14 protein-coding genes are annotated in these 11982 nt (G+C 72.5%); 8 read left to right on the forward strand and 6 right to left on the reverse strand.

Annotation, left to right across the window (positions count from 1 at the left end; translation table 11 throughout):
• Positions 1-54: 54 nt before the first annotated feature.
• Positions 55-582 (forward strand): Lrp/AsnC family transcriptional regulator, encoded by a 528-nt coding sequence (locus tag EKG83_RS03725; protein ID WP_051765501.1) that lies wholly within the window; start codon positions 55-57, stop codon positions 580-582.
• A 130-nt stretch (positions 583-712) separates the two neighbouring features.
• Here EKG83_RS03725 and greA read toward each other — a convergent pair whose 3' ends face one another.
• Both greA and EKG83_RS03735 read right to left on the reverse strand, forming a co-directional pair.
• Positions 713-1207: a transcription elongation factor GreA gene (greA, locus tag EKG83_RS03730; RefSeq protein WP_033430551.1), complete on the reverse strand. Its 495-nt coding sequence runs from the start codon at positions 1205-1207 to the stop codon at positions 713-715.
• Between the two features lie 185 nt (positions 1208-1392).
• Complete coding sequence (locus tag EKG83_RS03735; RefSeq protein WP_084716323.1) at positions 1393-1917, reverse strand: DUF4307 domain-containing protein; 525 nt, start codon at positions 1915-1917, stop codon at positions 1393-1395.
• Between EKG83_RS03735 and mca the strand changes: the two genes are divergently transcribed.
• The 5 genes from mca to EKG83_RS03760 all read left to right on the forward strand — a co-directional run bounded on the left by mca (position 1916) and on the right by EKG83_RS03760 (position 6803).
• On the forward strand, positions 1916-2797 hold the full coding sequence (gene mca / locus EKG83_RS03740) for a mycothiol conjugate amidase Mca (protein WP_033430487.1): 882 nt from the start codon (positions 1916-1918) through the stop codon (positions 2795-2797). The genes EKG83_RS03735 and mca overlap by 2 nt on opposite strands.
• 14 nt (positions 2798-2811) lie before the next feature.
• Positions 2812-3054, forward strand: a complete 243-nt coding sequence (locus tag EKG83_RS03745; protein ID WP_153278856.1) for a hypothetical protein — start codon at positions 2812-2814, stop codon at positions 3052-3054.
• A 64-nt stretch (positions 3055-3118) separates the two neighbouring features.
• Positions 3119-5164: a thioredoxin domain-containing protein gene (locus EKG83_RS03750; RefSeq protein ID WP_033430549.1), complete on the forward strand. Its 2046-nt coding sequence runs from the start codon at positions 3119-3121 to the stop codon at positions 5162-5164.
• Between the two features lie 75 nt (positions 5165-5239).
• Positions 5240-5788, forward strand: coding sequence for a hypothetical protein (locus tag EKG83_RS03755; protein WP_033430486.1), 549 nt, complete (start codon positions 5240-5242; stop codon positions 5786-5788).
• Between the two features lie 13 nt (positions 5789-5801).
• Positions 5802-6803, forward strand: a complete 1002-nt coding sequence (locus EKG83_RS03760; RefSeq protein WP_033430485.1) for a M1 family aminopeptidase — start codon at positions 5802-5804, stop codon at positions 6801-6803.
• Here EKG83_RS03760 and EKG83_RS03765 read toward each other — a convergent pair.
• Together EKG83_RS03765 and trhA are read right to left on the reverse strand one after the other, a co-directional pair.
• Entirely contained in the window at positions 6800-7144 is a 345-nt protein-coding gene (locus tag EKG83_RS03765) for a hypothetical protein (RefSeq protein WP_051765498.1), read from the reverse strand. The genes EKG83_RS03760 and EKG83_RS03765 overlap by 4 nt on opposite strands.
• The gene (gene trhA / locus EKG83_RS03770; RefSeq protein WP_051765496.1) at positions 7141-7767 is read right to left on the reverse strand and encodes a PAQR family membrane homeostasis protein TrhA; all 627 of its coding nucleotides are present in this window, start codon (positions 7765-7767) and stop codon (positions 7141-7143) included. Before trhA ends, EKG83_RS03765 begins: the two co-directional genes overlap by 4 nt.
• A gap of 132 nt (positions 7768-7899) precedes the next feature.
• Between trhA and EKG83_RS03775 the strand changes: the two genes are divergently transcribed.
• Positions 7900-8679, forward strand: coding sequence for an isoprenyl transferase (locus EKG83_RS03775; RefSeq protein WP_033430484.1), 780 nt, complete (start codon positions 7900-7902; stop codon positions 8677-8679).
• Positions 8680-8774: 95 nt separating this feature from the next.
• Here the strand turns inward: EKG83_RS03775 and EKG83_RS03780 are convergent, their stop codons facing one another.
• Together EKG83_RS03780 and EKG83_RS03785 are read right to left on the reverse strand one after the other, a co-directional pair.
• Entirely contained in the window at positions 8775-9104 is a 330-nt protein-coding gene (locus EKG83_RS03780; protein WP_033430483.1) for a hypothetical protein, read from the reverse strand.
• Between the two features lie 580 nt (positions 9105-9684).
• Positions 9685-10074 (reverse strand): hypothetical protein, encoded by a 390-nt coding sequence (locus EKG83_RS03785; protein WP_033430482.1) that lies wholly within the window; start codon positions 10072-10074, stop codon positions 9685-9687.
• 235 nt (positions 10075-10309) lie between these two features.
• On the opposite strand from EKG83_RS03785, the gene EKG83_RS03790 reads away from it, so the two are divergent.
• Entirely contained in the window at positions 10310-11542 is a 1233-nt protein-coding gene (locus tag EKG83_RS03790; RefSeq protein WP_033430481.1) for a hypothetical protein, read from the forward strand.
• Positions 11543-11982: the final 440 nt, after the last annotated feature.

The raw sequence follows: 11982 nt of genomic DNA on the forward strand, positions 1-11982 counted from the left end.
TGGGCAGGGTGAGCAATAGTCTGTTGTTTTGCTGGTCAGGTTGTACAGTGAAACATGCCTTCAGACCCACAAGCTGAACACTCTGACCAGGCCGTTGACGCCTTGGACGCCCGGTTGCTGCTGCTGCTCACCGACGAGCCCCGGCTGGGGGTGCTGGAGTGCTCCCGGCGGTTGGGGGTGGCGCGGGGCACGGTGCAGGCCCGGCTGGACCGGCTGGTGGCGCGGGGCGTGCTGACCGGGTTCCCGCCGGCGCTGGACCTGGCCGCGATGGGGTACGGGCTGACGGCGTTCGCCGTGCTGGAGATCGCGCAGGGGCGGCGGCAGGTGGTGTGCGACGGGCTGGCCGCCATCAACGAGGTGTGCGAGGTGCACGCCACCACCGGCCAGGGTGACCTGTTCGTGCGGGTGGTGGCGCGGTCGAACGCCGACCTCCAGCGGGTGGTCGACTCGATCGTGGACGTGCCGGGCGTGCAGCGGCTGTCGACGGCGATCGCCCTGTCCACGCCGGTGCCGCCACGCGTGCGGCCGCTGCTCGAACGCGTCCTCCAGCCGGGTGCCGAACGTGGAACTCGGGGGTCTTGAGCGTTCGACACGACGGGGCTGGAGGTTCGACTCGCGGGTGCTGAGCGCATGACACGCGCGGAGGGAGTGGGGCGGGCATGGAGAGGGGCGGCCACCTCCGCGTGGTGGCCGCCCCTCTTCGAGCACGTGGTCAGCCGGAGTAGGGCACGGCCTTGATCAGCGTCACCTTCATCGTGCTGCCGTTGGGCAGCTCGTACTCCCGCGTCTCGCCTTCCTTCGCGCCGAGCAGCGCCTTGCCCAGCGGGGACGAGGGGGAGTAGACCTCCAGGGCGCCGTGCGCGCCCTCTTCGCGCGTCGCGAGCAGGAACTCCTCGGTCTCGTCGTCCCCTTCGTAACGCACGGTGAGCACCATGCCGGGCGCCGCGACTCCGTTCACCGTAGGCGCTTCGCCCACCTTGGCGACCCGCAGCAGCTCCTGGAGCTGCCGGATGCGGGCCTCCTGCTTGCCCTGCTCCTCGCGGGCCGCGTGGTACCCGCCGTTCTCGCGGAGGTCGCCCTCCTCACGACGGGCGTTGATCTCCGCGGCGATGACCGGGCGGTTCTCGATCATCTCGTCCAGCTCAGCCTTGAGCCGGTCGTAGGCCTCCTGGGTCAGCCAGGTCACCTCAGTGTCGCTCACGGTCACCAACTCCTCGTCTTGCTCCAGGCCCACGGGTGGGCTGGCAGTTCCCGGGCGCGCCGGCCCGGAACGGAAAAACACGGCCCGCGCCGGGGCCGTGCTGAAAGGCCAGAGTAACACGACCACAACGTTCAGCTACGCCGTTTTGTTCCGGAACGGGCGGGTAAACCCGCAGATCACCCGCTTGGCCGCTACCTCGTGGACAGGTACTGCGGAACCTGATAAGAGCACCCGAAGACCTCTCCGGTCACGGGCGGTTTCGAAGTCTTCAACACCGTCGTCTCCCGCACGGTGTCGGCGCCGGCGGGCACCAGGACCTCGCGCCGGCCCGCCTCGTCGCCGTCACCGGAGCGTGCCCGGACGATGCACACGACGGGTCGCTCCGGGGTCTGCCGGACCACCTCGAAGGTGATCTCCACGGTGGCGTCGTCCACCACCTGGAACGCCGTCTGCTTCGCCTCCACGGGCTGCGTGCCGAGGTTCCGGTAACCGATCCAGGCGACCAGGGCGCCGACGAGGACCGCGATCACGGCGAGTGACCAGCGGGCCCACCCGGGCGCGGGGCGGCGGGTCTTGCCGTACCGACCTTCCGGCAGTGCCACTTGCCAACGCCTTCCTGCCCGTGGGGAACAATGGCCGCGCACGACCGCGTTGAGTGTCGCAGGGGGGCGATCGGCCCCGGTCGGCAGGTCCAAGAGGAGGAGCACCACCGTCATGGTTGAGAAGCTGCGCCTGATGGCGGTGCACGCGCACCCCGACGACGAGTCGAGCAAGGGCGCGGCCACGATGGCCCGCTACGTCGCCGAGGGCCACGAGGTCATGGTCGTCACCTGCACGGGGGGCGAGGCGGGGAGCATCCTGAACCCGGCCATGGACCGCCCCGAGGTGCTGGCGAACATGGCGGAGATCCGCCGCGAGGAAATGGCTCGCGCCGCGAAGATCCTGGGTGTGCGGCACCGCTGGCTGGGGTTCGTCGACTCCGGCCTGCCCGAGGGCGACCCGCTGCCCCCGCTGCCGGAGGGCTGCTTCGCCCTGGTGCCCCTGGAGGAGTCCACCCCGCCGCTGGTCCAGGCGATCCGGGAGTTCCGCCCGCACGTGATCGTCACCTACGACGAGAACGGCGGCTACCCGCACCCCGACCACATCCGCTGCCACGAGGTCTCGGTCGCCGCCTTCGACGCGGCCGGCGACCCCGAGCGCTACCCGGAGCTGGGCGAGCCGTGGCAGCCGCTCAAGCTCTACTACTCCCACGGCTTCTCCCGCGCGAAGCTGATGGCGTTCCACGAGGCCCTGCTCGGCGCCGGCCTGGAGTCGCCGTACGCGGAGTGGCTGGCCGGCTGGGGCGAGGACCGCCCGGACGTGATGGAGCGCGTCACGACCCGCGTCGAGTGCGCCGAGTGGTTCCCGGTCCGCGACGAGGCCCTCAAGGCCCACGCCACCCAGATCGACCCGGAGAGCCGCTGGTTCGCCGTGCCGCTGGAGATGCAGCGCGAGGTCTGGCCGACCGAGGAGTACGAGCTGGCCAGGTCACTGGTCGACAGCACCCTGCCGGAGGACGACCTGTTCGCGGGCGTCCGGGAGAAGGTGACCGCGTGACACCCCTCGCCCCGATCCCCCTGGAGCGGACCACGGCGCTGGTGGTGGCCCGGCAGCCGTCGACCGACAAGGACCCGGGCGGGCAGCAGGAGGACTTCGGCAAGTCCTCGCCGCTGGGCCTGCTGCTGCTCGTGGTGTTCTTCATCGCGGTGTTCTTCCTGGTCAAGTCGATGACCAAGCACCTCAAGCGGGTGCCGGCGTCGTTCGACACCGAGGAGACGGCCGAGGGGGACGGCAAGGCCGCCAAGAAGGAGTGAGCGGGTTCCCCGGTCCACAGTGGACCGGGAGGTCGCCGCGGCCGGTGCGCACTACCGTGGGTGCATGACGAACCGGCTCGCGTCCTCGACCAGCCCGTACCTCCTCCAGCACGCCGACAACCCGGTCGACTGGTGGGAGTGGTCGCCCGCCGCCTTCGCGGAGGCGCGGGCGCGCGACGTGCCGGTGCTGCTGAGCGTCGGCTACGCCGCCTGCCACTGGTGCCACGTGATGGCGCACGAGTCGTTCGAGGACGAGGCCACCGCGGCCTACATGAACGAGCACTTCGTCAACGTCAAGGTCGACCGCGAGGAGCGGCCGGACGTGGACGCGGTCTACATGGCCGTCACCCAGGCCATGAGCGGCCGCGGCGGGTGGCCCATGACGTGCTTCCTGACCCCCGGCGGCGAGCCGTTCTACGCGGGCACCTACTACCCGCCCCGGCCCGCGCACGGCATGCCGTCGTTCCGGCAGGTGCTGGAGGCCATCGCCCGGGCCTGGCGCGAGCAGGGCGTCGAGGTGCGCCGGTCGGCCGCGGACGTCGTCGGGCAGCTCGCGTTCAAGCCGCTGCCGCAGTCCACTGTGGACGAGGAAGTGCTGGCGGGCGCCGTGGTCTCGCTGCTCGGGCACTTCGACCGGGCCAACGCCGGGTTCGGCGGCGCGCCGAAGTTCCCGCCGTCGATGGTGCTGGAGTTCCTGCTGCGCCACCACGAGCGCACCGGGTCCGTGGAGGCGTTGTCGATGGCGCGCGCCACGGGCGCCGCGATGGCGGCGGGCGGGCTGTACGACCAGCTCGCCGGCGGGTTCGCGCGCTACAGCGTCGACGCCGCGTGGGTGGTGCCGCACTTCGAGAAGATGCTCTACGACAACGCGCTGCTGCTGCGCTTCTACGCCCACCTGGCCCGGCGCACCGCCGACGCGGGCTTCGCGCGGGTGGCCCGGGAGACGGCCGGGTTCCTGATCCGCGACCTCGGCACGCCCGAGGGCGGGTTCGCCGCCTCCCTGGACGCCGACACGGAGGGCGTCGAAGGCGCCACGTACGTGTGGACGCCCGCCCAGCTGGTCGAGGTGCTGGGCCCGGCCGACGGCGCGCGCGCCGCCGCGCTGTACGGGGTGACCGACGAGGGCACGTTCGAGCACGGCACCTCGACCCTGCGCCTGCTCGGGGAGCCGGACCCGGACCTCGCCGCCCGGCTGCTGCGCGCCCGCGACGAGCGGCCGCAGCCCGGCCGGGACGACAAGGTCGTCACCGCGTGGAACGGCCTGGCGATCGCCGCGCTGGCCGAGGCGGGCGCGCTGCTCGGCGAACCGGCCTGGGTCGGGGCGGCGGCCCGGGCCGCCGAGCTGGTCCTGCGGGTGCACCTGGTCGACGGCCGGCTGCGGCGCACGTCCCGCCACGGGGCCGCGGGCACGGCGGCGGGCGTGCTGGAGGACTACGGCTGCTTCGCCGACGGGCTGCTGGCGCTGCACCAGGCGACCGGCGAGCGGCGCTGGCTGACGGCGGCGTGCGGGCTGCTGGACACGGCGCTGGCGCGGTTCGCGGGGGCGGAACCGGGCGTCTACCACGACACGGCCGACGACGCGGAGGCGCTGGTGCAGCGGCCGTCGGACCCGTCGGACAACGCGAGCCCGTCCGGTGCCTCGTCGCTGGCCTCGGCGCTGCTCACGGCCTCGGTGCTGGTCGAGCCGGAGGGGTTGGACGGGGCGGCGGGTGCCGGTGGGGCGGCGGGTGCGGGTGAGGGTGAGCCGGCGGCTCCGAGCGGCCCGGCGACCTACCGGGAGGCCGCCGAGGCCGCCGTCGCGCGGGTCGGCCTGCTGCTCGCGCGGGAACCCCGGTTCGCCGGCCACTGGCTGTCCGTGGCCGAGGCGCTGGCGCTGGGCCCGGTGCAGGTGGCGGTGGTCGGCGACTCGCCCGAGCTGGTCGCCACCGCCCGCGCGGGCGTGCACGGCGGCGGCGTGGTGGTGGCCGGCGCACCGGGTTCCGCGCCGCTGCTGGAGGACCGCCCCCTGGTGGCCGGCGGCCCGGCGGCCTACGTGTGCCGGGGCTTCGTGTGCGACCGGCCGGTGACCGGGGTGACCGAGCTGGCGGAGGCCCTGACCGTCCACCGGTAGCGAACCGGGCTCGACAACGCGCGTTACCGGCGTAGCGTCCGCATCGACGTAATCGTGTAATCAAGGTGGTGTGAGATGCGACGTGCGTGGGCACACCGGGCGCAGGCGGACCAGCCCCCGGCGGACGACGCGGCGGCCTGGTTCGCGGGCCGGCTGCCGGACGGGTGGTTCACCGAGAACCCCGTGGTGACGGTGGACCGCGAGGAGATCGTGGTCGTGGGCACGCTGCCCCCGCTGGAGGGCGAGTTCGCCGACGACGCCGAGCGCGCGGCGGCCGAGGCGGGCCGGATCAGCCGGTTCCGGGAGCAGACCAGGGACGAGCGGATCGGCATCGCCCGCCAGGCCGAGCACCGCTACCAGCGCAAGGTCGCCTGGGGCGCCCGGCTCGGCGGCACCGAGGAGCTGTTCACCACGCTGTCGGTGCCGGTGATGACGCGGCTGCGGCAGCCCGAGCGCAAGGTGCTCGACACCCTGGTCGCGGCGGGCGTGGCGCGGTCGCGGTCGGAGGCGCTGGCGTGGGCGGTGCGGCTGGTCGGCGAGCACGCCGACGCGTGGCTGACCGAGCTGCGCGAGGCGATGACCAAGGTCGACGACCTGCGGCGGCAGGGCCCCGACCTCGGGTAGCGTCGGGACCGGGGTGATCACCTTGGTCGAGGTGGAGTCGTACGACCTGACCTGGCGGCTGGACCCGGCGGCGGAGGGCGTGCGCAACCGCACCACGCTGCGGTTCCGGGGCGAACCCGGGCCGGTGGAGGTGTGCGGCGACCTGCTCGCCCCGCCGCGCCGGGAGCCCGGCGCGCTGCGGGTGGAGGCGCTGCTGCCGTACACCGGTCTGGGCTTCCGCCGCGTGACCGACCCCGCCGACGGCCAGGTCTACCTCTGTACGACGACCCACCCGCACGGCGCGCCGCAGGTCGTGCCCCACTTCGCGGGCCGGCCGCAGCGCGCGCCCGCGACGGTGGCGGCGGTCGTGCCCGCCTCGTGGAAGTGCCTGGCCAACGGGCTGCCCGTGGTCGCGGAGGGCGAGGTCCGCACCTTCGCGCCCACGGCCCCGGTCTCGCCCGCCTGGCTGTCGGTGGCGGCCGGGCCGTTCGTCGAGGTCGCCGGGGCGGTGCACGTGCCGCGCTCGGCGGCCGGCACCCCGGTGGCCGACCGGGTGGCCGACCTGGTGGCCCGCGCGATCGCGTTCTTCTCCGACCTGCTGGTGTCCCACCCGTACCCGAAGTGCGAGCTGGTGTTCGTGCCCGGCCTGCGGTCCCTGGCGCTGTCGACGCAGGGTCTGGTCCTGGTCGACCTCGGCGCGCTGGAGCGCTTCGCCGACCCGCGCCACGCGGTGACCGCGATCGGCCACGAGGTCGCGCACGCGTGGTCCGGCAACCTGGTCGACGGCGACCCCTGGCTGGTCGAGGGCCTGGCCGTGTACCTGAGCAGGCTGTTCGCCGAGACCGAGTTCCCCGGCGGGGTCTGGGACGACCCGCCGCCACCCGACCGCCCCTACCGGCCGCACCTGGACCGGGTGCTCGCCGTCGAGGCCAGGATCGGCCGGGACGCCCTGCTGCGCGGCCTGCGGGCGGTGTTCACCGACTTCGCCCACGGCCACGCCGCGGCGGCCGAGTTCGAGGCCCGCTGGGCGGCCTAGACCTCGCCGGTGGTCACCTGGTGGACGTCCACCAGGAACTCGGTGCGCCCGCCGACCGCCTCGATGCCCCACGGCAGCCGGGTCGAGACGGTCAGCACCTCCGTGCCGTCGTCCAACCGCCCCCGGCCGACGACCTCGCAGGCCACCTGCACGTCGACGGGGTAGGCGGTGTTGCCGCGCAGGCGCCCCTCGTCGTCGAACACCAGCGGCTTGTCGAACAGGCTCCACACCACGCCGTGGGCGTCGGTGAGCTGCACCTCGACCCACCCGGGGAACGGCTCGTCGCTGACCCACCGCACGGCCCGGCCCGTGACGAAGGTCGCGTGCGCGGGCGCGGTCACGCGTAGATCGCGAACCAGATGGCGATGTAGTGGCACAGCGCCGCCAGCACGGTCGCCGCGTGGAAGAACTCGTGGTAGCCGAAGACCTGCGGCCACGGGTTGGGCCACCTCGTCGCGTAGAACACGGCGCCCGCGGTGTAGAGCAGGCCGCCCACCAGCAGCAGGACCAGGGCGCCCACGCCCACGTGGTGCAGCAGGTCCGGCAGCACGAACACCGCGACCCAGCCCAGGGCGATGTAGATCGGCACGCCGAGCCACCGGGGCGCGTGCGGCCAGGCCAGCTTGAGCGTCACGCCGCACAGCGCGCCGACCCACACCACGGTGAGCACCACGTTGCCGGTGGACGGCGCCATCGCCAGCAGGGCGAACGGCGTGTAGGTGCCCGCGATGAACACGAAGATCATCGAGTGGTCCAGGCGCTTCATCCAGGTCCGCGCCCGCGCGCTCGTCCAGTTCACCCGGTGGTAGAGGGCGCTCACCCCGAACAGGCCGAGCACCGTCACCCCGTAGACGGACGTGGCGAGCGCGGCCTTGGCGGACGCGGTGGTCGCGGCCAGGACGACGAGCGTCACGCCGGTCACCACGGACACGGCGAACGACCAGAGGTGGAGCCAGCCGCGCATACGCGGCCGCAGTGCGGGAGCCGGGGGCTGCGGGAGCGTCGACGTGGTCACCCGCCCGAGGTTACGGGACCGTAAGTACGCCGGCACCACGCCACGGCGTGACCGCCCCCACGCGGCGTACGCTCTACCGGCGTGGGTCTCCGCGAACGGGTCAAGAACGTCCTCCTCAAGGGTTACGAGTACCGCCTCACCCGGTGGCTCGACGGCAGGCAACGGCCGCGGCACGTCGGCGTGGTGCTCGACGGCAACCGCCGCTGGGCCAAGGAGGCGGGCTTCACGGACGTGGCGCACGGCCACCGCGCCGGCGCCCGCAAGATCCTGGAGCTGCTGAGCTGGTGCCGCGAGGCCGAGGTCGAGGTGGTCACGCTGTGGATGCTGTCCACGGACAACCTCGACCGACCGGCGGACGAGCTGGTGCCGCTGCTCGACATCATCGCCGACATCGTCGACGAGCTGGCCGAACCCGGCAACCCGTGGCGCATCCGGCACGTCGGCGCGCTCGACCTGCTGCCCACCGAGACCGCCGCCCGCCTGTCCGCCGCGTCGCTGCGCACCCGTTCCCGCACCGGCCTGGAGGTCAACGTCGCGGTGGGCTACGGCGGCCGGCAGGAGATCGCCGACGCGGTCCGCAAGCTGCTGCTGGAGCACGCCGAGTCCGGCGGCACGATCGAGGAGCTGGCCGAGGTCCTGGACGTCGACCACATCGCCGAGCACCTCTACACCTCCGGCCAGCCCGACCCCGACCTGCTCATCCGCACCTCGGGCGAGCAGCGGCTGTCCGGGTTCATGCTGTGGCAGTCGGCCCACTCGGAGTTCTGGTTCTGCGAGGCGTACTGGCCGGAGTTCCGCCGCACCGACTTCCTGCGCGCCCTGCGCGACTACGCGCTGCGCCACCGCCGCTTCGGTTCCTGACGGTCCGGCGGGGGATTCGCGGAAACGCCGGAGGGCGGCACCCCCGGGGGAGTGCCGCCCTCCGCGACTTCAACGCGGGTCGATCGACCGAGGACTCAGTCGTCGCCGTTCTCGTCGTTGTCGTCGTTGTCGGTGTTGATGCAGTAGCTCTCGTCGTTCTGCGCCAGGATCGGGACGGCGATGACGTTGACCTCGATCTCGCAGACGTTGAGGTTGCTCAGCAGGTCGGAGTCACCCGCGAAGTTCACCAGGCCGAACTGGTCGGCGATCTCGCCCTCCTCGCCCTCCTCGTAGTAGGAGTTGAGCTCGCCGATCGCGGTGTTGCTGCCCCAGTCACCGTCGTGACCCGGGGACGCGAAGGCCGGGGAGCCCAGCATCACGAGGCCGGCAGCGGCCATGGCGACGACGCCTGCCTTCTTCAACATGTGGAACACACTCCTCTGGTGGGATTTGTGGTGACCCCCGTAATCCCTGACGAGCATTCGGGGAATCAGGCGGCTCAGGCTGTGATGCCCTCGCAGCGATAATTTACCCGGTGCGGGCGGCGGTGCCAGTCCACTGACACCATCGTGTGAACTATTTTTCGCCTCGTTTGTTGGCTATGTCCCGCGGGGTACGGATCGCCTTCCGCGCGTTTGGTCCGAACGTATTGCCCGAACGGCCCAATCCTGGTCGTGCTACCCCTGGACGGGTGATTGCCGAAATATCCACCACGCTCCGTGGCGGGATGGCCTGGTGGAACGACGAATCGTGGGTGCGCCGCGAGGTTTAATTGACCGACGGGTGTGATCCGGGTGTGGGCGGCAATTGCGGTGGGTGCGGAATGCGCCCGACGCGCCCGGGAAAGCACCGGTATTGCGCGGTCACCGGCGGTCGACGCCGCGCGTCACCCGGGTGAGGCGCGGCGTCGACCGCCGGTGACCGCGGAAACGCCGCGCGGGCACGAAAAAGCGGTGGTCCGCGTCGCCGCGAACCACCGCTGACCGGCCGGGACCGGGGATGGCGTCAGTCGCCCTGGCTGTAGCCGCCGCCGTAGCCGCCGCCCGAGTGGCCGTTGCCGTCGTTGTCGTCGTTGTCCGTGTTGATGCAGACGCTCTCGTCGTTCTGCGACGCGACCGGGATGCCGATGACGTTGACCTCGATCTCGCAGAGGTTGATGTTGCTCAGCACGTCGGAGTCGTCGGCGAAGTTGATGAGGCCGTACTGGTCGGCCACGTCACCGTCCTCGTGCTCCAGGTAGTAGCTCTCCACGTGACCGGCCGAGTAGTAGTTGCCGTGGCTGTTCCAAGGCTCGAAGCCGTGCTCCTCGGGTTCGCCGGCGAGCGCGAACGCGGGCGAACCGAGCATCATGAGCCCGGCCACGACCGCGGCGACGGTACTTGCCTTCTTCAGCACTTCTGCTCTCCTGTTCGTGGGGTTCCCCGTCGGGTCCAGTGCCGTTCGAAAGCCTGGAGGCGGGTTCGTTGCGGGAAAACTACCGAACCCGGAGCCCCGATCGGATGGCGATAACACCATTGTGTGATGTGCGGATTGAACCTTGTCGCCCGTTCGAGGGTCTTCTCCGAACTCGATTGGCGGCCGTCCGCGGCGCTGTGGTAAATCGATCGTCCTTCTCGTATCGTCCCCGGCCGTGGACGGTGCGGAGATCGTGCGGGAGTACCTGCTGCTGGGCCTGCGGCTCGGCCGGCTGGTGCCGGGGCTGGTGGACTCCTTCACCGGCGACCGCGCGCTGCGCCGCCGGGTCGACGACGAGCCCCGGCCCCACCCGGCGGCCCTGGCCGACCGGGCCGGCGCGCTGCGCCGCGAGCTGGCCGGGGTCGACGACCCGGTCCGCCGCCGCTTCCTCGACGCCCAGCTGGTCGCGGTCGGGACCGTGGCGCGCAAGCTCGCCGGGGTGCGCGTCGGCTTCGTGGACGAGGTGCGGGACTGCTTCCAGGTCGACATCGCCCCCGGTCACCCCGACGCCTACCGCCGGGCCCACGCGGCCCTGGACGAGCTGCTGCCCGGCCCCGGCCCGCTGGCCGGGCGGCTGGCCGACCACCGGGCGCTGGAGGAGGTGCCGCCGCGCCGGCTGGGCGCGGCCGTGCACGCCCTGTCCGGCGCGCTGCGCGACCGCGTCCGGCGGCGGTACGGGCTGCCCGAGGCCGAGGTGGTCGAGTACGAGGTGGTCACCGGCAAGCCGTGGAGCGGGTTCAACCACTACCTGGGCGGCTTCCGCTCGCGGGTGTCGGTCAACGCCGACCTCGGCCACCGCACCTCGAACCTGCCGCACCTGGTCGCCCACGAGTCCTACCCCGGCCACCACACCGAGCGCTGCCGCAAGGAGGTCGGCCTGGTCGGCGGGCGCGGGCACGCCGAGCAGTCGCTGTTCCTGATCAACACCCCGCAGTGCCTGCTGTCGGAGGGCATGGCCGAGCTGGCCCTGCACGCCGCGGTGGGCCCGGGCTGGGGCCGCTGGACCGAGGAGGTCGTGGCCGACCTGGGCCTGCGGGTGGACGGCGAGCTGTCCGAGCGCGTCGAGGCCGCGCTGGCCGGGCTGCTCACCGTGCGCCAGGACGCCGCGCTGATGCTGCACGACCGCCGCGCCCACCCCGACGACGTGGTGGCCTTCCTGCGCCGCTGGCTGCTGGTGCCCGAGTCGCGGGCCCGGCACATGCTGCGCTTCCTCGGCGACCCGCTGTGGCGGACCTACACCACCACCTACGTGGAGGGCGTGCGGCTGGTCCGCGCGTGGCTGGACCTGGCGTCGCCGGGCGGGCGCGGTGACCGCTACCTGGAGCTGCTCGACGAACCGCTGGTCCCGAACGCCCTCCGCGAGGAGGTCGAGGCGGGCGCGCCCCGGCCGTCCGGACACTCCGGGTGACCACCGTCACCGGATCGGGCGCAATGCCCCTGAGCTGCGTGGACGATGCCGCGTTGCGCCGAGGTGACGACCGGTGGTGCGCCACGAGCACGCCCGCGGCGCTTCTTTCGCCGATTTTGCGCCGAGGTGACCATTTGGCGAATCACCTGTGTGGCTGCCTGCATAAGAGGGACCTGCGGAGGTAACTTCCGGTTGGCGGGACGCGTCCACTGCGGACCGCGCAGGGAGGCCCTGATCGTGGCTGTCACGAGCGCGAGGGGGCCGGCACCCGGCCTTCGTGGCCGGTACGCCTGAAGGTGTGAGGCGGACCGGTCGATCGGGGTTGGTGCCTGGCCCAGCGAGGAGCGGACGCGGGTGCCGCGTTCGTGAGGAGTTGCCGTGAACGCACGACGACCCGCGAGCCGTTCCTCAGGCTCATCGCGCAGCACGTCCCGGCGCCG

Origin of the sequence: Saccharothrix syringae (assembly GCF_009498035.1) — a bacterium.
GTDB lineage: Bacteria > Actinomycetota > Actinomycetes > Mycobacteriales > Pseudonocardiaceae > Actinosynnema > Actinosynnema syringae.